This window comes from Acaryochloris sp. IP29b_bin.137 (genome assembly GCF_028285745.1).
Lineage (GTDB): Bacteria > Cyanobacteriota > Cyanobacteriia > Thermosynechococcales > Thermosynechococcaceae > Acaryochloris.
Window position 1 is genome coordinate 1 of sequence record NZ_JANQOP010000148.1, and the last position, 20,305, is coordinate 20,305.

Below are 20,305 nucleotides of genomic sequence, written 5' to 3' on the forward strand. Positions count from 1 at the left end.
TGCAACTGAAACCCCATAAACGACTCAATTACCAGAGAGGCATGAGGGCGCTATCACTGATTCAGAACACATTGTGAAACCCTTGTCATCCCCAAAGACCCAAAACATAAGGCGTTAGTGCGTAAGGAGCTCTCATCTATAGCAACCTCAATCTAGTAAATAGCTTTGCTCTTAAGCCTGAAAGCTTGGCAAGTCGTTTTGGAATAAACCATTGATATGGGTGGCGATTCAGGGGTTTAGTCAATAGGGCCGGACTCACGGGGTTGAAGGTTCTTGGGTCTTTGATAGGGACCCATCCCCTGGCTTAGACTTCATTTGAGTGCCTGCAGATTTGCGACGACGAGGCGGGGTCCGATCCGTAATAGGTGATCGTCGGAATAGTTCAGGGACAGGAACTAGCGTTTCTCCCCCAGAATTTTGCAGCAGCATATCAGCCGTTTTTCCCTTCAGAATATCCATCAGCTGATGAAGAAGCTGATTAGGATTATCGTGGGGTTTCATCGTGAATAATTGACGATTACTGGTGCAGGCGTCATTTTCTTGGGCTAGGGCGCATACAATTGGATAGCCTTTGACATAACCCGTCGTTAGATATTTTAGTTGTCCCGCATCATAAAACTGCTGAAACTTGGGGGTCACCGTTGCGCATCTTTTCTGGGGGTTCCAACCAAACCGAGAGAAAAATTCTGACTTCCAACCAATAATGCGAATATTGCCTTGGCGTTGGGGAATCCAAACGAGGGTGGCCGGAATCTTAGAGCCACTCGCCGGGTCATAGACCTCTTTGCAAAAAAAGGTTACTTGATCAGGAGAAGCGGATTGCGCTTGAGAAGGAGGAGTTTGTCCCCACACCGGCAGACTGCTCAAAGAGAATGTGGCCGCTATTGCACTGGTTAAGCCCCATCGCCAGAGGTGATGCGTCATAAGTTGGTCTCTCCTTGAATTTGGTGAGCGGGTTAGCTTCACTTCCTTATCGTTACGTGATGGTCTGGTATGCACGGGGCAGGAATAAAATCGCCAGTCCCCCGACAGCGGCGGTCCCACAGGCGATTCCTGTTGGCACAATAGGTATCCATAGGCCGCTCCCATAGAACAACGCCATGCATATTCCCCCCAAACTAATGAATATGCTGCTAATTATGGCCCATTTTATCCTGCCGGAAGATAAAGTTAAAACGCTAACACCCCCCGCAATTGCCCAAATGGCGATCCAGAGCGTTTCCATCCAGGTGGGCCAAAATAGGATGGATGAGCGACCGTCTAACATCGTGCTGAGAAGCTGGCTGATGGCATGGGCATGCAAATAGACGCCTGGAACCATCGCCTCGGCAGTGGGGCTTAAGGGAGTGAGGAAATCATCTGCTCCCGGTTCCGTCACGCCAATCAAAATAATCTTGCCCCGCACAGATTCCCCATTAAACGTAGGCGAGAGGACCTGCCTCAAAGACTTTTGTGAGGCAATTTTAGTCACTGCTCCTCGGGGAGTATCTGATAGCCGCCGATAGTGGAGCATCACTTGGCGACCTGCCAGCGCTTCGCCCTGTTGGTTGCGGTAGGGTCCAGTGCTTTGATGGAGCCAATCCCCCAACTGAGCATCCCCAACGCTCACTTCCAAGTCACCTCGCTGGAGGTTTTGACAGTTGAAGTCTTTATTTTGGGACTGTAAATATTGCTTGGCAATCAACAAGCCAAAGCTAAAGGCATAGTCTTCCAACTGGCACGGATCGGAAGAAGATGGAGCCTGAGTTGCCTGAATAGTGGCAGGAGATAGGCACGGTGATGTTTGATCAAAACTGGCTTGGTAGAGATAACGTCGAACAATATCCTCATCCGGGTTGGTCCCATAATCCAAGGGGACATCGCTAAAGCCAATTTGATTTAAGGACACTTCTGGCGGTGGGGCGACGCCTGGAAATTCTTCTTTTGGGCGACTGGGCGTGCAAATGCCGATGAAATTTTTTGTTTGACGGAGCTGAGCGGCTAAAGGGGGATAATCTGCTGAGGCAGGAATCGGTCGGAGAATATCTAGACCGATAACGCTGGGTTGGTAGGTCTGCAGTTTAGCCAACAATTGTGAAAGAGCCTGTCCTGAAAGGGAGCGACGTTGGCTTGTTCCTGGAATGAGAGTCCGCACCATGCCCTGCTGATCCTGAAACTGCATATCTTGTTGATCAATGGTAATGATTAAGAACCGCTCATCCCATTTCTCTTTGGGCTTGAATCGAAGCATCAGGTCATAGGTTTGCAGCTCAACGGACTCCAACAGTCCCATCTCACGAATCCCAATTACCCCTGCTGCGACTATTAGACTGATGCCTAGGGTTATGCCTAGGCGAGAACGTTTTGATGGAGATTGTCTTGGCTGTAAGGTTTGCCAGGTCGGTGGATCTTCCGTGGGGTTGGGACAAACCACAGGTAACCAACTGGCGCAGGGATAGGTTTTCTCCCAGTCATCGTGCAAAATTCGCTGGGCCTGTTGTACTGATGAATAGAGAGATTGATTTTGAGTAAAGGCGTCTAGAAAGGCTTGCAAAAACTTGGGAGAGATGGCGTCTGGGAGCTTTTCTCGCATAAACACCAGATGAGGCAGGGCAATATTTTTTTCGTCTGCCAGTTGATGGGCTAAGCCGATACCGTCACAGGAGTTAAAGATGGCCAGACGTAACCCTTTGGCGGCTGCTTCCCGGAGGGCAAAGCGAAAATCAGGAATGGCGAGCTGCTCCGTTTTATTGAGCTGAATGGCGAACCGTTTACCATCTTCTGAACTGGCACTATGACCACTAAAAAAGAGGATGTCCCAGCGGTCTTGTCGCAGAAGATGATTGAGCTGTTGCGGAGTAGGAGCGTGTTGCCAGACAATTTCGGCCCCGGCTTGACCGGCGATCTGATCCAGTAAATGCTGGTCCTCTTCTAGGTGTTGTAAATCTGTAGCGTGGCCCAGGATCGCTAAGATGCGAATTTTTCCAGCATGGCGAGTGGGTCTAGGAATCGTGGTGTACTGATTTAAGGCCAAGGCGACGGTGGCTTCGGTCTTTTCTACCAAAGACCATCTTTCCCAGGGCAGTCGCTGTAGCCATACATTGTCGGTCTGTATCCATAGGCAAGCCTGTTGTCCAGTCATAAGAAGGGCTTGACGAATCTCTTCAAGATCATCGGTATTGAGCCACTGGTTGAGATGTGTTTCAACCTGGGAGGCAGTGGTGTGGCAAGCTGCGATCGCATCTTCTCGATCTGAGCTATGGGTAATTTGGTCCGGGTCGCTATGCGTCAAGGCCCGAAACAAACTTTCTAGACTGGCGTACCGCTGCTGCCATTGGCGATAGATGGCTAACAGAGTAGGATTCCCCGGCAACCTGCCTCGAACAACTGTTTGGGGAAGCGCTTGCAAATGTTCACGAATTTCGAGTTTGACGCGAAATCCAGTGTCGAAATCACCATCAATTTCCAGAATCAACAATTTTGTCATAGGCCTTATGTCTATTCGTTCTGGAATGAGCAGTCGTGACCCAAGACAGATAGGGCTATCAAAAACTGACCCCTATTTTATCCTCGGCGTTGGAGCTTAAACCTGAAAATCTTCGGTAACGGAGGCTGTCCCCAAACTGACTTGTATGGTGAAGCGATCGCCCGTTGCTGCATCAAAACGATACTGAATAAATTCATCATCGCTGCGGCTGGTGACTTCCTTAAAAATTTCTCCCGTCCCCGTCAGAATCCGCAGGTGTAAATTGGCAGGTAAGGTTAAACGTTCACCCGTGGGATACACACTGGCCTGTAGGCTCATCCCGGTCTCCGTGGTAGAAATGGTCATCATCAGGGACACCTGGCATCCAGATAGTTCGACCCCCAAGTCAATCAGTTTGGCGCGTTTGATTTGGGTATCCATAAACGCCCCAACAAGCTGAGGCGCAATTAGCTCATTGATGGCTTGCCATCCTTGCTCAAACCGATGGTTTAACCATTGACTGAGTTGAATTGTCTGGGGAATAGAAGACGGTTGTTGGTGTTGGGAGAGTGCGATCGCATGTTGTCGCCATTGCTCATTCCCTAAAATGCTGGCCCAGGTATTAAACCCAATTTGCCGAGCTGCAAAGGGCATTGGGGAGGCACGCAAGATATCCCAGGCTTGAGTCAACTCATCTAAACTAGGTGCGGTTAAGGCAGCCACTTCGCCCCGCAGTTGGGTCTCAGGGAAATACTTAGGCTGTAACCACAACATATTTAACGTTTCTGTTAATAGATCTCGCTCCAGGATATAGGTGCGATTTCTAGCAATAAACTGACCTTGCTCTTTGAGGCGTTGATGAGGGGTGATTCCCCACAATCGCAATATCCTATCCTCAAGATCCACCTGTACCGCTAGAAAATAATCCGGTGCTAAGTCAGGGCTATCAACCCATTCTTGAGCCACTTGTATTCCATCTAAATCCCAATCGGTACTGGGCAAGCAGACTAAGCGCACTGATTTGGACTCTATCTCGAAGCCGTTCATCCCCAATTGCCAAAGATCGTGTTGAACCGCAGGTATATAGGCGGTAGGGAAATAGCTTTGTAGATAGGGTAGAACCACCGCCTTACAGATTTGATTGAGTCTGAGTAGGCTATCCATCTGAAGAGGCACGAAGCTTGTGATTCCAATTAACAGCGTTTCAGGAATCTCCAACCACACATGTTCAGGTGTCAATTCGTAGGAACTCATGGTTTCCCTTCTTTGTTCCCAAGCTCGGTTTGACAAATAGACCATAGCCAATGGCTCACTGCTTCATTAATAGCCTCTACATCGTTGACTTGCAGTGACATATGCAGATGGTCCTGGGACCATGCCAAAAATCGATCGACCAAAATGGTCTTTACCTTATTGAGGGTCCGCGACACGGTTGATTGGTTAATGCCAAGCTGCTGGCTAATCGCCTTTTGCTCTTGTCCTTGGCCGTAGTAGAGTGCCACAATCGTTCTGTAATGAGCATTTAAGCGATATTCCTTGATGTCTAAGTTTTGCCACTCAGCCTTTAACCAGGTCAGAATTTGGCTATGTATAGCGCCATAATCGTTAGGTGAATCCACCTCAGCCCCACTAGAATCCAAAGTAGGAATCACATCCATTAGCTCTTGAGAGCCATCTGAAGAAAGGGCTTGGTTAATCGAGATATCTGCTGGCGCAATATAGCGAAATACGGCTTGTCCGCAAGTGTCCACCCATTTCTGTATATAGTCAACGTCTTGAGGATGGGGCATGACCAAGTTGTAATCTGCCGTAATTTGAGACCAAATTTCTGCGGGTGGTGGTTGAATCTTGCCTTCCTGCTTAATTTTGACAGGTTGATAGCGTTCGACATAACATTCCCAAGCCTGCAAATGGCACTCTAAGAGCGTGTCTGTTAGTCCCATAGAAACTAGGGCTTTGCGCATCCGAGTTGGGCTGGAATGGAGGAGCAAACTCCACCGGGTATGACCATAGCTTTTGTCCTGACGCCTTAGTTCGTCTAGGATTCGCCATTTCAGAAAGAAGCTGGCGTAGGCCGCCAAATTAGGGTTGAGAACGGGATTGAAGTTCGATAGTAACTTCTGAAAACACAACACCCCTTGGCTAAATAAATCCGCCAGGCTCAGATTCTTATGGTTTTGATAGGTGGACCATAGTTGGGCCGTGACTCGATAACAAGGCTCTTGTAAATAGGCATAGAGATGATCTCTACTGAGCGTGATGGCTTCGGATTGCTGCCAATGTTGATACCAGTAAGCAACCCAATATTGACTAGAACCTTGGTGATCGCTGTGAAGCTGTTGAGCCATATGACGTTGTAATCGAGCATCAGTCTCCCATTTTTGAAACCGATCCTCTCGCCACCGGATAAAGGTTGAAAATTGATCGATCAAGCTCTCGCGCTTATCCATAAGCGTTGGGCATGTGAAAGAGAAATTCATACCTCATCACTATCGTTGAATCCGAGTCTTAATATGCAGAAGTTAACAATACGACTTGGAAGGCTAATGCTTTTAGGGTCTAACCAGTAAGTTTAAGCAGGCACCTGCACCGCCACTTGTTCTACTGATTGCCCTTGCTCTAGGAGACTGTGCGTCAATGTCAGGACTCGCAATATCGCTCGCACATGTGGGTATTGAGCTATTAACCAACGGTACGCACAAATGCCTGGCAATCAGAATCGGAAAGATATAATGGCAGCAGGATTAAGGATGCTTGACCATGACACCCTTAGCGCAATCACTCTCTTCGAGTAAGCAAGAACAGATCTTTCCGCTGGAAAATGGCGATCGCTTAACGCGGCCAGAATTTGAACGTCGCTACCATGCCATGCCTCATCAGAAAAAGGCTGAATTAATTGAAGGAGTTGTGTATTTGCCCTCACCTCTGCGATTTGAACCCCATGCTGAACCCCACGGCAACCTTATGACATGGCTGGGACTATATAAGGCAATGACGCCTGGTGTGAGAATGGGGGACAATCCCACCGTACGGCTAGATCTAGATAATGAACCGCAACCTGATGCAGTGTTGCTGATTGATGCATTAGCTGGAGGCCAATGTCAGCTCGGTGAGGATGGCTATCTAGAGGGTGCTCCTGAATTAGTAGCGGAAGTAGCGGCAAGTACTGCCGCTTATGATTCATACGACAAAAAGGTGGTCTATCGGCGCAATGGGGTGCAGAAATATATCGTCTGGCAGGTCTTAGATCAGAAGCTAGATTGGTTTAGCCTGCAGGGGGGTAAATATGTACCGCTACAGCAAACGAGACAGATGTGATTCATTCTCAAGTGTTTCCAGGATTATGGTTGGCCGTTCCTGCCTTGCTGGCTGGGGAGATGGCGCAGGTCCTATCAGTGGAGCAAAAAGGGTTGGACACCGTTGATCACCGGGCATTTGTTGACGCCCTCACCATAAAACTTCAGGGTTCATAGGGAGCGAAACCATGAGTCGTTTGGAAGGCTGAAGGAGCCAGTGCTGCCTTCCGAGAAAATGCCTATGCCTAGAATTCAAACGTCAATCCAATCCCAAAATTAATGCCCGGTTGGGTAATGCGAGCCCGCCGCTGACCAAACGTAGGCTCGGTGGTGGTGTTGTTTGTTTCATTATTGAGCCTACGGGCATCCGCATAGCGCACATACTCTGCATCAAATAGGTTGTAAATGCCGCCTCGGAGGCTGAGGTTCGGGGTAACTTTGACAAAACCCGTCAAGTCAACCACTGCAAACCCTCCTGGAATAAAATCTTCAGGCTCAGAATCTACACGAGCAGTGCCCACAAAAGTGCCAATTAACTCCGCTCCCCATTGATCTTCTGGAGCTCGATACCCCAATCCCACAACAGCTTCAAAGGGATTTACGGTTTCCAAAGGCTGATTATTTTGATCATCATCGCCAATAATCCAGGCTAAACCTCCGAAGATGCGGAATCCATGAGGTTCAGAGCTGAACCGATATTCCCCTTGGGCTTCAATTCCATAAATACGGACCTGCTCCAGATTTTGGGACTGGAACACCTGCACACAGCCTGACGTAAAGGGCGGGAAACATCCTGCAGGTTCTGTGCCTGCGGTACTGCCTTCCGCAGCCCCAAAGATAAAATTGTCATAGATGCTGTAGAACCCAGTAATGCCAAAGGTCCCCCGTGGAAAGGCTCCTTTAACCCCTAACTCAAAGGTATGACTGGTTTCCGGCTCTAAATTCGGATTAGAAATCGTGCGATATCCGCCTTCAGGATTAGAAAAGCCACTATTGATTTCAATGTAGTTGGGTCCCCGAAACCCCCGAGCATATCGACCGACTAAGGCAATTTCTGGAGTGACCTTGTAGACCAAGCCTAAACTAGGAGAAAGGGCTGAATCATTTAAGTCAGTCGCCTCAGCACCAGGATTATTGAAGAAGAGGGCATCGGGTTGGGTTGTCAGACTGTAGTAGTCAAAGCGCAGTCCCGGAATAACCGTAAATCGGCCTTCGCCAAATTCAATCTCATCTTGTAAATAAACTCCGATACGCAGGGTGTCGGAATCAGGAAAGTCTTTGATCGGGAACGCATCAGGTCCAACTCGGTTGGAGACGGCACCCGTATCTAAGTTAATGCGTTGTCCATCTCGAATCCGCTGGTTAAAGGTGCTGGAAATATCTAATCCATAGGTGAGTTTGTGGGCAACGCTGCCTGTGCGAAAATCACTCCGCAACTGGATATCGCCACCGATAATGTCTTCAACGAACAGGTTATTTAACTCCCGAAACCGTCGGGCTGGGGGCGGGGTAAAGGGCGGTGGCACAAAGGGATTGGAAAAAATTTCATTTCTAGTGCGGGTTTCTTGGTAATCCGATTCCTGATAGTAGAACAGGACTCGACCAAATTGTAAGAAACTCTCACTTTCGGGATTATCAAATTTGTAGGCGATACTAAAACGCGATCGCGTCGTTTCCGTATCGGTATCATCGCTCAGAATCGTGATGCCAGGGAAGGCTAAGGGGAGGTTAAGATTATCGACTGCCGTATCGAAGTCACCGGCTTCGTTAAAATATTCACCCGTAAGCAGAACGGTATTATAGTCATTGATCTTAAATTCCAGCTTGCCCAACACATTATTGGTCACCCCGAAAAACGGATCTTCAAATCGATCCTCGGCATTATTATCCCGCTCAGTATTTTCGCGATGGGTAAAGCGCACTAAACCAGACAGATTGTCTGTGGCCCGAAAGGCAACGGTTCCTGTACCCGAGAACCCGGAATTTGAACTGCGAAACTGGGTAGACCCGCTAATGTAGTAATCGCGATCCGTTAATGCCAAGAGATCACTGGGGTCTGGGGTGAGGTAGCTGACCACCCCCCCTAAGGCATCACTTCCGTAGAGGGCAGAGGCGGGGCCTCGAATAATTTCCGTGGTCTGCACCGAACCCACATCGACAAAATCGCGCCCTAAAATCGAACTGCCAAATTCAAAAAAGGTAGGGAGTCGAATCCCATCCACCTGCAGCAAAATTCGGTTGCGTTCTAATCCGCGAATATTGTAATCCGTTGCCCCATAGGTCTCATCTTCATTGACGCTGACCCCTGGCTCATAGCGGATTAAATCCCGAATATCTTGTCCTAACTGACGCTGTAACTCCTCCGCTTTGATCACAGTGACATTAGCCGGAGAGAGTTGAACGGCCCGTGGCGTCCGCGTGCCAGTCACCGTAATTTCCAGCTCTACTTCTTCATCCACAGTGTCAGTCGGCGCTGCCTCCTCTTCTGCAGCAGGGGGATCGGCTTCATCAGGACCCTCTTGAGATAAAAGTTGGGCCTCTGATATGGGCAGATCTATTTCTGTAATGTCAGGAATACCCTCAGCCGTAATAACCATTGGGACGGGTGGTTCTACTCCAGTCGTGACATCAGCAGTGACATCCAGGGGACAGTCATCTGAGGTTAACAAACAGCGTTCTTGATTTGACTGTTTTGTTCTGTCTAACGGTTTATCTTCAACTTGGGACAAGGCTGGCTGAGCATTAAGCATACCAGCACCTGTAAGGAGTAAGGCTAGAGAGAAAGCTGAGGCATGAAATCGAGTCATAGTCATCCAAGGAGGTTAAGAGATAGCAGATTTAAACCTTTTGAGAGGGGAAAACGTTACCTTTAAAGGCAAAGCTTGAATCCAAGCGCCCATAGGTATCTCAGTTCCAGGGAAAAAGAGATGTCCGCCCGCACGTGCCATTTTCTGAGAGAGGAATATTATGTCTACTGCTGTGGTTCAAACTTTCGGCCAGATAGCTGACAACCCAGTCTTGCTGGATCGGTCTGCCACTGAGCCGATTTGCGAGGGTATGAATACTGCCCTGGCTAGTTTTCAGGCGTTGTATTTGCAATATCAAAAGCATCATTTTGTCGTCGAAGGGGCTGAGTTTTATCAGCTCCACAACTTTTTTCAAGAGTGTGGGGATGCCACCAAAAGCCATGTTCATGATCTTGGCGAACGTCTAAATGGTTTAGGAGGCGTGCCCGCCGCTAGTTTCAGCAAGCTAGCTGAGCTATGTTGTTTTGAACCCGAAGCAGATGGTGTGTATGACTGTCGAACCATGGTGGAGCATGACCTAGCCGCTGAACAGGCTGTGATCAAACTGCTTCGTAGCCAAGCTTCCCAGGCAGAAAGTCTCGGGGATCGCGGCACCCGCTATCTGTATGAGCAGATGCTGCTAGAGACAGAAGAGCGAGCCTATCATTTGGCCCATTTTTTGGCCTCAGACACGCTGGTTGTGGCGTGATCTGGTAGTCGTCATGGTTTCTTTGTGGCGGCAATGGCTAGCTTCGCGCCTTCAATTTCTCGAATGCGGTCCATCACCGTCACAACGCGGCCATGCCCCACTTGCTCATCCGCATGGATAACCACTACGACCTTCTCAGTGGTTTCCGTTAAGTCTTGAACTTCTGTTGCTAAAGCATCCAGCTGGATCGGTTCTCGGTTGAGCGCTAAATCCCCCGTCTCACCAATGGTGACCGTCACCTTGGTTGATAGCTGTGGTTTTACTGTTTTTGCCTGAGGCAAATTGACAGGTAAGGCATCACTGCGGTTGAGGAATAATGTAGCAATGATAAAAAAGGACAGAATTGCAAAAATAACATCAATCATCGGCACAATATTGATTTGAGCCGATGGACTGGGATCATCGGGTAAGCGCATGATTCACCCTGCCTCGTTCATAGCGGTGACGATACAGCAACTCCAACTGCCCCCCATGCTCTTGAATAAAAGCCAACTGGCGCTGGTATAAACTGCGAAATGCATTGGCAAAAATCAGCGTCGAAATCGCCACAATCAACCCCGTCGCTGTTGAGATTAATGCCGTACTAATCCCCCCCGTTACCCCTGCTGTTTCACTACCCCCGATATTGCCCATATCTAGTGAAGAGAAGGAGTTGATCAGGCCCAATACCGTCCCTAATAGGCCGAGTAAAGGGGAAATACTAATAATGGTGTCAAACACTGTGGTAAACCGCTTTAACGTTGGTAGCTCAGCTTGGGCCTCACTCTCCAACGCCAAACGGAATTCATCCGGTGTGGGCTCCTCTAACGATAGAGCTGCTAAGAAAATGCGCGCGATGGGATACTTCGCCTGCTCCTGCACATACCCCAACGCATCATAAACATTATCAAGCCGATAGAGCTGCAGCGTCCGCTTAACGATTCGCAGTTGATTGCGATTCAGCCTGGCCCAAAAGATCAATCGCTCAATCACCAGAGCCATGGCAATTAGTGAAAATACCATGAGAGGAAGCATTACAATTCCCCCCGCCGTAATGATTTGGCCAAATTGCATGTATGTATACCACTCCATACTGCGATAGGGAAGACCGATTGCTGTGACCGAAACCTGCACTGGCTCTAAGACGCGCTAATCCTGTGAAGACCCACAACTAGAGACACTGACACAGCAATCACCCATGCTGAACCTAAGCCATCTAGTTCATTAGAGATGTCGGCACAATCAGCCATAGATGAGACCGTATCTTTAATGATATCAATTGTCAAGTAAGTTAAGAATAAGTCGAGTCATAAATAGAAATTCCTTAATGATGGGATAAAGAAGTAAATCACTTATATTTCCCTGAAAATACTGTTTTTAGGAGGCTCTGTAAATTTTATTTACCTTGATAAAGTTCATGGATAACTTTCATTTACTAAGAATATTGTGTATCGTTTAAACCGATCTATTCTCATTTATCCGCATGAGTCTCAATCCGTTCTCTAGCACTCATAAAGAGAACGAAGAGCGCTTTGTCCGCACCGTTCTGGCATGTACTTTGCCAGGGTCCCTAGTGTTGCACTCTTTGTTTTTCGGAATTAGTGTCGGTTTACCCTCCTCTGAAGAAATTGATCTAGCCGAGGACGATGCCATTGAAATTGCAGTCGTAGATGCGCCAGAAGAAGAACTTGAAGAAGAAGACCCGATTTTGGAGGAGCTAGAACCTGAACCTTTGGAAGAGCTGGAAGACCCAGATGCTGCTGAGCTAGTAGAGGATGTGCCGGAGCCTGTGGCATTGAATTCAGTGCCAGAACCGCCGCTTCCAGAGTCAGAAGAACTCCCAGAGCCACTGCAAGAACCCGAACCTCCTGAAGAACCTGAGCCATCTGAAACGCCAACAGAAGAACCAGAAACCAGTGAAACAACAGAGGAATCGCCTTCCACCGCCGAAACGACTGAACAGCCGGAGCCAACGTCCTCTACTTCGGAAGATGATGCTCCGTCTGATGCATCTGTAAAGACTGGAGAAGATAAACCTGCCGAGCCTGGCTCGTCAACGGAGAAAACAGCAACAAAGTCGCCCTCTACAAAGTCAGGAACTTCAAAAGGCAAGATATCCAAGGGCAAAACGTCTCGGCCTAAGCCCAGACGAGGAAAAGCCAAACCGTCTAAGGGGCCGAAAAAAACAGCGGTGAATACTCAACCCAAAGCCCCTATCAAGCCCAAAAAGGTCAAGAAAAAAGGGCGCTCGAGAAAACTGGGCATTGGGTATAAAAAAGACGCGAAATCGAAGACGACCGCTGGGTTATCAGAGCGGTTTATTCCAGTTCTCAAGGATGGCAAGGTGGTGGATCTACAGCTTGAGCGATCGACAGGCGATCCTGAATTGGATAAGGCGATTGAGAAGGATAAGAAGAAATTCCTTAAACAGGTTAAGAAACAGCTGAAGTCTGTGCCAGAAGAAAGGCGGAGTAAACCCATTAAAATTCGGTTTGAAGCGAATGATTTGACGGCAAAAGAGCGAGAACAAGCTCGTAAAAATCGAGCTTTATCCCAGCAGCGGGCTCAAGAGCGAGCAGCCGCTAAAGCTCGTCGAGCAAGGCAGCAGACTCCAGCTCCGGCAGCAGCGCCCGCTCCAGTTGCTGATCCGGCTCCTGTTAGACCAGCAGATACACCAGTGAGTGCTCCGAGTACTCCATTTCCGGCAGCAACTCCGGCTCCAAGCTCGACTCCGGCTCCGGCCCCAGCTCCAGTAACCGCTCCAGTTGCTGATCCGGCTCCAGTGCGCTCTCCGACACCCGCTTCAGCTCCAGTAACCGCTCCAGTTGCTGCACCAGCCCCAGCTCCAGTACCCGCTCCGGCTCCAGTACCCACTCCGGTCCCAGTTCCGGCTTACATACCGCCCGCTCCGGCTCCGGCCCCAGTTCCGGCTTATGTGCCACCCGCCCCGACTCCAGCTTATGTACCACCCGCTCCGGTTCCACCACCACCTGCTCCAGCTGCTCCGCCTCCTTTAGAGTAAAGAGATAAGAGCTTACCTTATGTTCAATTCACCCTCAACGTTTTAGGCGGACTCGAAAGTTGTGCAACGTGTTTCATTGATGGGCATCTTAGGTGCCGGACTCGCCATTACAATTTTGCTGTCCTTAGGACAAGGCTCTGTGGATATGGGCCTGCAAGAAGTCTGGCAAGCCCTGTGGCACCAGGGACCTGAACTGAATCAAACCATCCTATGGGAACTGAGATTGCCTCGCATTGCCGCTGCGCTATTGGTTGGGTCTGCCTTGGGAATGTCGGGTGCTTTATTGCAAGGAATGTTACGAAACGGGCTGGCCGATCCGTTTATCCTAGGGATTTCGGCAGGGGCTGGTTTGGTTGCGATCGCACTTCTGACACTCAATATATTCTTAAGCTGGTTGCCCGTTGCCGCCTGGGTTGGGGCCGTTTTGACTTCGGCCTTAGTCTACCGTTTGGGCCATACTGCCAACGGTATCGCGGTGGAACGTTTGGTGTTAGGTGGGGTTGCAGTTAGCTCTTTATTAGGTGCAATACAAACCACCTTACTCTTGTTGTCCGATGATGGTCGGATCCAAGCCGCCCTCAATTGGCTGATTGGTAGTTTGAATGGACGAGGCTGGACAGAAGTGGTGAATGCCGGCCCCTACATTGGTGGTGCGCTAATAGCAGGCTGTTTGCTGTCTCGGAATATCAATATCCTCAACTTGGGAGATGAATTAGCGGTGGGCTTGGGGGTATCGTTGACGCGATCGCGCCTCTTAATCGGTGGGATAGCCGCTCTATTAGCTGCTAGTGCCGTGAGCATGGCGGGTTTAATTGGCTTTGTCGGTTTAGTCGTCCCCCATGGTGTTCGCCTCATAGTCGGCACGGACTATCGCTGGGTCGTCCCTTTGTCTGCTCTTGGCGGAGCCTGGGTGTTGATTTTAGCCGATCTGCTGGCTCGGTTAGGCTCCGTTGAACTGCCTGTAGGTGCAGTCACTGCTCTTTTAGGTTCTCCTCTGTTTATCTGGCTGCTATATCGTCGTATGTCTCCGCTAGGAGTATGACTATGCTCCTAGACCTTCAACAGATTAGCGGTGGGTATGACCAAACCAACATTGTTGAAGATGTTGCGTTTACCCTGCAGGAGGGCGAGTGGCTGAGTTTACTGGGGGCGAATGGCTCCGGGAAATCGACCTTATTAAAACTGATTAGCCGCATGTTGCCCCTGCAAGCAGGCACAATTCTCCTGGATGGCAAAGCGATTCAACAGCAATCAACCCAAGCCGTCGCCCAACAGATGGCCGTCTTGCCCCAGCACCAAACCCTCCCAGCGGGGCTAACTGTCCACCAACTGGTCTGCTTAGGCCGGACCCCCTATCAATCCTGGTGGCAATGGTCCCTGACACCCACAGATCATGAGCACATCAAACGAGCTTTGGCTCAAACGGGGATGTTGTCATTTCGCAACCGCCCCCTGGAAAACTTGTCAGGCGGCGAACGCCAGCGAGCCTTTTTGGCCTTGGCTTTAGCCCAAAACCCCAAAGTCCTGCTGCTGGATGAGCCCACGACTTTTTTAGATTTACACCATCAGCTCGAATTGCTGGAGCTTCTGAAATCCCTCAATCAAGACCGGGGACTGACGATTCTGACCGTTCTCCATGATGTCAATCTCGCGGTCCGCTATAGTGCCCGCCTAGCACTACTGAAACAAGGACAACTCTTTGATCTGGGTGCTCCCCAACAAGTGCTGACGCCCCATAATCTGGCTCAAGTTTTTGGCATCACTGCTGCCTTCATGGATAGCCCTGTGGGCTTACAAATCTGTGCCATCCGCGCAGTCGATACACCTGTTCCTTCAACCGTTCCTTCCCATGACTAACCGTTCTAAGCTGCTCCTGGTAGCGCTATTGCTCAGTAGCCAACTGTTCGCTTGTTCAAACCCACCGCCCTCTGCCAATAGCGAAAAACCCGCGACGGCGGATGCGGCGACCAATGAATCGGTAAAGGTCGTGGCCTTGACTTCCCTCACAGCCGATATTATTCATCACCTGGATGACACCAAGCTAGTGGGAATTCCGGGTAGTCGATTGATTGGAACCGATCAGCGGTTTCAGGACTTGCCCCAAGTCAGTCAAGGACGAACTGCCCCTGATTTAGAAAAAATTGTTGCCCTCAAGCCGACGCTGGTGATTGGTGCTAAAGGGTTTCATGATCAGCCCCTCAGCAAAGTAGAGGATTTGGGCATTGCTACATTGACGACGGAAGTCAAAGGTTGGCAGGATTTAATCGCGTTAACGGAAGAGATTGCGGACCAAATCGGAGCCGACCCCGCCCCTTTATTGGCTCGCTATCAACAATGCCTGAGTAAATTGCCAGCAGAATCAGCCTCAACCCTGGTTCTGGTCAGTCGACAACCGATCTTGGCCCCTAATAAAAATAGCTGGGCTGGAGATCTGCTGCAGCAATTTAAGGCCAAAAACCTAGCGGCGGAATTGCAAGGCCAAAGCCCCGTAGAAGGCTATGTCACCCTCTCGGCGGAAAAGGTATTAGAGGCGAATCCCGATATTGTCCTGGTGGTGGACCCGGAACAAGATCCCGTGACGGCCTTTGAGGCTGAACCGTTTTGGAGCAAGCTGAAGGCAACGCAGAATAAGCAGGTTCATGCCTTTGATTATTACGGTCTCGTTAATCCAGGCAGTATCGATAAAATCCTCCAGACCTGCAATCAGCTCAAGCAAGTACTGAACATAGTGAGCTAATCGCAGCAGAATTCAAAGGATCTTAGCTAGGTCGTAAAAGTATAGATATAGATTTTATTGGTTTTAGCGTCTATACCGATCCAGCCATGAAGCCGCTGGGTGTAGGGCCGCAACTTAAATAGCTCTAAGGAAGAATAATCAGCAGCACTCACCCACCAATCTTTCGGTGTCTTAGGAGTAACATAGTTAGGCCGTACTTTGAGGGGCAACAACTTACTTCGCCACGCAGGCAGGACGTTAGGCTTGACCTCCAACATGCCAAATGCAACATAATCGCTGGGTCCGAGTTTGTTGTCCCCTATTTGCTCTTCTAAGAAGTATGCATCTTGTAATGGACTCGGTAACGGCTCTTGAGCGACTAACAGCTTAGTGACAGCCTTGATGCGCTCAGCTTTTGTACCTTCTATTGCGCTAACCTTGGTAGGAGCAGACTTTGTGAACAAGCTCGGTTGACAGGCTGTGATCAGAATAAAGCCCAAAATCAAAATTATTTTGTTCCACATCCGCAATGTTCTCCTGGCTAGATTGAGCCATTGGCGAGTTGGCTGATGGTTAGGTTAGTCATGAGCAATGGCTAATCCTTATATTTCTACGATAACAGCGGTGAAATTAATTTTAGGTATGAAGTTCAGGTTTAAATATCCGTAGCCTTGAATACCTAATCTGAGAGTCGAATTATCCACCCAATGCTGACAACCGCTTATCTAGCAGCATCAGATATGGTTTGATTTGGTCTTGATTGGGGATGTAGTAAAGGTTGGCATTCGACTAGTAGCAGAAGGTCTCGTCCTGTGAAATTACGGTAGAGGAGGGACAACATCTCGGTAAAGGCCAAGAATGGGGGATGTTCCATTTTGGTGGCTCCATCCACTGCCTTACATTCAGGCCAGACGCCAAACTGACCTTTGATTATCACAACACCTCCCCCGGTCTAGATGCGGCCAATGTCCCTGTCCGGTCAAGGATTGCAACCGCCACCAACTAAGGGGATTGACAAAGCCAAAAGCGTGGCTAGAATATCCGCAATGTTGCTGGGTGTGAGTGATGCCGATTGCCAAGTTGATTGGTTTGGGGTTGCCCTCAATAAAGGGTTTCATCTTCTGAAGCAGTTTTCCCAAGAAGTTTATCTCCCTAGTTGGTTGGCTCCGCTCAGTATGGTTGGAGTCTTAGCTGTATTGATTAAGCTCCTGCTCGCCATTGAAAAAGGCTCTCTCCTAGCTGGACTTGGAGGTTATCTACTTCTAGGTATTTTGATCGTAAATGTGATCGCGCTGTCGATCTTGGTCTGTCTACCTGGCAAGCTGGTGACCTTCAAGTCTGTCTCTGCATCCCGGGTAAGGTTAACGCTATTAAGACTTCTGTTGATGGGTTTCTTAGTAACCCTGAAGAATCTGTTTCAAGTGGTGTTGCATCTTGTCTTTGATGTTGTGGTTCTGATCCTTACAGCATTGACCTATCCCTCACGTCAAGATGAACAGCTGTTGAATATGCAATGCAGTTAGTGTTGTGTTGATTTTAGCGAGTGCTTTCATTTTCATTGAAGATGAGGATTGAGAAAAAGGATCGGTCAGACTTCTCAACAATTCATCATTCGAATATGGGTCGAACTGAAATCAGCTTGGGAATTCTGGGGAAGGAAACCAAGGTAGAGCTTATTCCCCTGGACTATCAATTTATCAAAGCCCCTATGGTATCTACCCAGAAACGCTTGAGAATCCACCGATGGATGGTGCTGTGATCCACCTCTAATCCTCGCTCCATCATCTCCTCTTCCAAGTCCCGATAGCTGAGAGGATAGCAATACCAACGGACATTGAGCAGGATGATCTCAGATTGGTAATGACGCTATTTGAATAGGTCAGCAGTTTTCATGGGCCGGAGAGAAAAGAGACACGGCCTCTTAGATTATCATCGGTTCTCTCTTAGTCCCTGTTTTTGAAACATAACCAATCGATCTTCTGTTTAGGGTGAACTCTGAGAGAGATTCTATCGAGTCGTTTCCCTAAACGATTTGCTGATAGAGATAATAGATAGCACAGTCACTGATTTAGATCACTCAACCGATTAGAGAACTGTCATAAGGTGGAACAGATCCTATTCTCTACATTAAAGTTCATACGCTACTCTTATGAACAATATCGAGCTTTTAAAAGTATTTGTATCAAGTTATCTTTCTGGTTATCCCGCATTAGAGAGCAATGCTGCTCTAAGATTTGAACCCATTGGGGATACTCTACAACTATTAGCCAAAACTGAAGGATTAGTTGCTACAGCCAAATTATCTGGTGACCAGCGTTATAGCTCTATTCGTTACAAATCTATCTTTTGGTCACAATTGCATAAAGCTATGGTGCTGCAAAAATGCTTACCTGTTCGCCAGTCAAAAATTTCAGGTTTTTACGAATATGAACCTATAGATATTCCTAGAAATTACAGTGTCCACTTTACTAATACCTTGGATTTATTACAAGCATGGTGGAAATATGAAAGAGAGAATAGACAGCGCTCCTTAATGAGTTTACTTATCCTATATCGAGGTACTTTGTATCCCATTCAGAATTTGGTATGCGAGCGAGGCACCATCACGATTCAAATATCGGGTCATCGGATGCGATTGAATCCGTTGAATATGGTGAGTTGGTTGCAAAGTATAGAGCAACCAGCTCTCTCCCTGTCCTCTAAACCAAAGAAGCAGTTTAATGAAACTCAGACAAAGAAACGCCTCAACCGTTCAAAGCCAAGCCCATCAGTGCATCGACGGACAGATGTATCCCACTACCCTGGCAATAAACGCATTGGGAGTTACTTAGTTGATGCAGGCTTATTGTCCCTGGCTCAAGTAGAAGTGGTCTTATCGGATCAAGACTTAACGGAAATGCGATTTGGAGAAATCTTGGTATCTCGGGGTTGGCTCAAATTTGAAACGGTTGAATTCGTATTTCAAAATGTGATCCTTCCTCAGCGAACTTTGGCTAAAAAAACAGTTGATGCCACCAACTCATCTCAGCGATCTTCTCAAAGGTATAGACAGGAGCGATTGAACAAAGTTGCTAACAAAGTAGAGGAGCCTTCACTTCCAAAGAGAAAGGTTTTGCCCCTGACATCTGGTAAGAAGTCTATGCCAACTCCTGGAAAACTTCCTGTTCTTCAGCTCCCATCCATTCATGAACATGAAACCATACCAACTTATGACAACCTGAACTCTGAGTATTTACCCGACTGGATTGAGGGTATGGTTTAAAGACAGAGGATTTTTAGTTAAAGGCTCAATCCCTGTTTGAGGGAGGTGAGGTTGAACCCCTTGCGAGAAAACTGCAAGGAGAATTTTCTACCGTTGCACCTGGTCAAACCTATAAGAGTCTCCCTGGCAGAGCTGAGGGGTTACCAATATTTAGTTAGTACAGGGGTTTGCAGCTCTCCCTTCAAAGCTTGGTTGACGAAATCCACCGGGGAAAAGGTATCGATCCATCGTCCGGGTAAACGTTTTGGATCAAGCCCATCCAGAAGCGATTTAGTGAATAAACTGTAGGAACTGTTCAAGTTTTCCCCAGACTCCTTAAAGTCACGGGAGGAGGCAATAAAATTTCCCCATGACCGGGGTTGGCTGCCCCAACATTCGCAAGCATTGAAGCGCTATGACAACGATCCAGCCAGATGATTTGCTGCTTGACAGTACTTTCAGAAAGCAGCTATTACAGCCATCCTAAAGGAGACACCAGAACGAGAATGGTCAGGGTTGGGGTCACTCGTTGCCAAATACCCTTTGTCATAACCATCGTTATCTGGAATGCCAGTATCTTACCGTGAGAGCCAATCCATGACTCAACTAGCCCCGATCCAACTCGATGATGGAACCGTCATCTACATCAAAGCAGAGGATGATGTCTCAGCACCCCCACACCCTAAGTCAGAAGGGGCCACCCGCACCCCTAAAGGCATGAGTGAGGTGGTAGTGGTTGTCGCCTGACAGACTTTGCGATAAAAATACCAGCTGAGTCTCAAATCCTTGCAGATTGCTCAGCTGGTAAAGGCCTATGAATTGAGAAAGAAATGTAGAAACGTTGAAATGATTAACAACTCATTTGTGCTGTTGTGGGTTTAACCTTGAACCGTGATGGTGCCAGTCATCCCTGCACCTCTATGGGGTTCACAATAGTAAGAATAGGTACCTGGAGCGGCATCGGTAGGAAACGCTACATCAAATCCACCGGACATGGCAAAGGCGGGGTGAGATAAGTCAAACACCTCCGGTAAAACCGGAGGCTTGGAAGAGCCCCTTAAAGGGGATTTAAGTCGCTGGTCATAAACTCTCACTTTTTGCTCTTGACGGC

At 48.4% G+C, this 20,305-nt stretch carries 17 protein-coding genes and 3 pseudogenes; 10 read left to right on the forward strand and 10 right to left on the reverse strand.

Going from position 1 to position 20,305, the window contains the following annotated elements; translation table 11 throughout:
* Window positions 1–255: 255 nt before the first annotated feature.
* The 4 genes from Q0991_RS11420 to Q0991_RS11435 all read right to left on the reverse strand — a co-directional run bounded on the left by Q0991_RS11420 (window position 256) and on the right by Q0991_RS11435 (window position 5,895).
* On the reverse strand, window positions 256–924 hold the full coding sequence (locus Q0991_RS11420) for a COP23 domain-containing protein (protein ID WP_299488534.1): 669 nt from the start codon (window positions 922–924) through the stop codon (window positions 256–258).
* A 52-nt stretch (window positions 925–976) separates the two neighbouring features.
* The gene (locus Q0991_RS11425) at window positions 977–3,466 is read right to left on the reverse strand and encodes a CHASE2 domain-containing protein (protein WP_299488535.1); all 2,490 of its coding nucleotides are present in this window, start codon (window positions 3,464–3,466) and stop codon (window positions 977–979) included.
* Window positions 3,467–3,562: 96 nt separating this feature from the next.
* A complete protein-coding gene (locus Q0991_RS11430) occupies window positions 3,563–4,699 on the reverse strand; it encodes a DUF1822 family protein (protein WP_299488538.1) in 1,137 nt (378 codons plus the stop codon).
* A complete protein-coding gene (locus tag Q0991_RS11435) occupies window positions 4,696–5,895 on the reverse strand; it encodes a sigma-70 family RNA polymerase sigma factor (RefSeq protein ID WP_299488540.1) in 1,200 nt (399 codons plus the stop codon). Before Q0991_RS11435 ends, Q0991_RS11430 begins: the two co-directional genes overlap by 4 nt.
* Before the next feature lie 310 nt (window positions 5,896–6,205).
* On the opposite strand from Q0991_RS11435, the pseudogene Q0991_RS11440 reads away from it, so the two are divergent.
* Window positions 6,206–6,918: pseudogene (locus Q0991_RS11440) on the forward strand (Uma2 family endonuclease).
* A 68-nt stretch (window positions 6,919–6,986) separates the two neighbouring features.
* On the opposite strand, the gene Q0991_RS11445 reads toward Q0991_RS11440, so the two are convergent.
* Window positions 6,987–9,548, reverse strand: a complete 2,562-nt coding sequence (locus tag Q0991_RS11445; RefSeq protein ID WP_299488542.1) for a TonB-dependent hemoglobin/transferrin/lactoferrin family receptor — start codon at window positions 9,546–9,548, stop codon at window positions 6,987–6,989.
* A gap of 160 nt (window positions 9,549–9,708) precedes the next feature.
* Between Q0991_RS11445 and Q0991_RS11450 the strand changes: the two genes are divergently transcribed.
* A complete protein-coding gene (locus tag Q0991_RS11450; protein WP_299488544.1) occupies window positions 9,709–10,236 on the forward strand; it encodes a Dps family protein in 528 nt (175 codons plus the stop codon).
* An 11-nt stretch (window positions 10,237–10,247) separates the two neighbouring features.
* Here Q0991_RS11450 and Q0991_RS11455 read toward each other — a convergent pair whose 3' ends face one another.
* Both Q0991_RS11455 and Q0991_RS11460 read right to left on the reverse strand, forming a co-directional pair.
* Window positions 10,248–10,652, reverse strand: a complete 405-nt coding sequence (locus tag Q0991_RS11455; protein ID WP_299488547.1) for a biopolymer transporter ExbD — start codon at window positions 10,650–10,652, stop codon at window positions 10,248–10,250.
* Complete coding sequence (locus tag Q0991_RS11460; protein ID WP_299488548.1) at window positions 10,636–11,289, reverse strand: MotA/TolQ/ExbB proton channel family protein; 654 nt, start codon at window positions 11,287–11,289, stop codon at window positions 10,636–10,638. The genes Q0991_RS11455 and Q0991_RS11460 overlap by 17 nt, the downstream gene beginning before the upstream one ends.
* 409 nt (window positions 11,290–11,698) lie before the next feature.
* On the opposite strand from Q0991_RS11460, the gene Q0991_RS11465 reads away from it, so the two are divergent.
* The 4 genes from Q0991_RS11465 (at window position 11,699) to Q0991_RS11480 (ending at window position 15,974) form a co-directional block, all read left to right on the forward strand.
* Window positions 11,699–13,237, forward strand: a complete 1,539-nt coding sequence (locus Q0991_RS11465; protein ID WP_299488550.1) for a hypothetical protein — start codon at window positions 11,699–11,701, stop codon at window positions 13,235–13,237.
* 79 nt (window positions 13,238–13,316) lie between these two features.
* A complete protein-coding gene (locus tag Q0991_RS11470) occupies window positions 13,317–14,279 on the forward strand; it encodes an iron ABC transporter permease (protein ID WP_299488565.1) in 963 nt (320 codons plus the stop codon).
* Between the two features lie 2 nt (window positions 14,280–14,281).
* Complete coding sequence (locus Q0991_RS11475) at window positions 14,282–15,094, forward strand: ABC transporter ATP-binding protein (protein WP_299488551.1); 813 nt, start codon at window positions 14,282–14,284, stop codon at window positions 15,092–15,094.
* Window positions 15,087–15,974 carry an ABC transporter substrate-binding protein gene (locus Q0991_RS11480; RefSeq protein ID WP_299488553.1) on the forward strand — a complete coding sequence of 296 codons (888 nt, stop codon included), beginning with the start codon at window positions 15,087–15,089 and terminating at the stop codon, window positions 15,972–15,974. The genes Q0991_RS11475 and Q0991_RS11480 overlap by 8 nt, the downstream gene beginning before the upstream one ends.
* 26 nt (window positions 15,975–16,000) lie before the next feature.
* Here the strand turns inward: Q0991_RS11480 and Q0991_RS11485 are convergent, their stop codons facing one another.
* A complete protein-coding gene (locus tag Q0991_RS11485; RefSeq protein ID WP_299488554.1) occupies window positions 16,001–16,477 on the reverse strand; it encodes a hypothetical protein in 477 nt (158 codons plus the stop codon).
* Window positions 16,478–16,767: 290 nt separating this feature from the next.
* On the opposite strand from Q0991_RS11485, the pseudogene Q0991_RS25155 reads away from it, so the two are divergent.
* Both Q0991_RS25155 and Q0991_RS11490 read left to right on the forward strand, forming a co-directional pair.
* A pseudogene (locus Q0991_RS25155) lies at window positions 16,768–16,959 on the forward strand (phosphatidylserine decarboxylase); the annotation flags it as partial.
* Complete coding sequence (locus tag Q0991_RS11490; protein WP_299488556.1) at window positions 16,910–17,476, forward strand: hypothetical protein; 567 nt, start codon at window positions 16,910–16,912, stop codon at window positions 17,474–17,476. The pseudogene Q0991_RS25155 and the gene Q0991_RS11490, both read left to right, overlap by 50 nt.
* 205 nt (window positions 17,477–17,681) lie before the next feature.
* Here Q0991_RS11490 and Q0991_RS11495 read toward each other — a convergent pair.
* Window positions 17,682–17,801 (reverse strand): annotated as a pseudogene (locus Q0991_RS11495) (IS6 family transposase); the annotation flags it as partial.
* A gap of 301 nt (window positions 17,802–18,102) precedes the next feature.
* Between Q0991_RS11495 and Q0991_RS11500 the strand changes: the two are divergent.
* Together Q0991_RS11500 and Q0991_RS11505 are read left to right on the forward strand one after the other, a co-directional pair.
* Complete coding sequence (locus Q0991_RS11500) at window positions 18,103–19,215, forward strand: hypothetical protein (RefSeq protein WP_299488558.1); 1,113 nt, start codon at window positions 18,103–18,105, stop codon at window positions 19,213–19,215.
* 576 nt (window positions 19,216–19,791) lie between these two features.
* Entirely contained in the window at window positions 19,792–19,941 is a 150-nt protein-coding gene (locus Q0991_RS11505; protein ID WP_299488560.1) for a hypothetical protein, read from the forward strand.
* Between the two features lie 131 nt (window positions 19,942–20,072).
* Here Q0991_RS11505 and Q0991_RS11510 read toward each other — a convergent pair.
* Window positions 20,073–20,305, reverse strand: a 233-nt coding sequence (locus tag Q0991_RS11510; protein WP_299488562.1) for a plastocyanin/azurin family copper-binding protein, incomplete at its 5' end; no start/stop codon positions are given.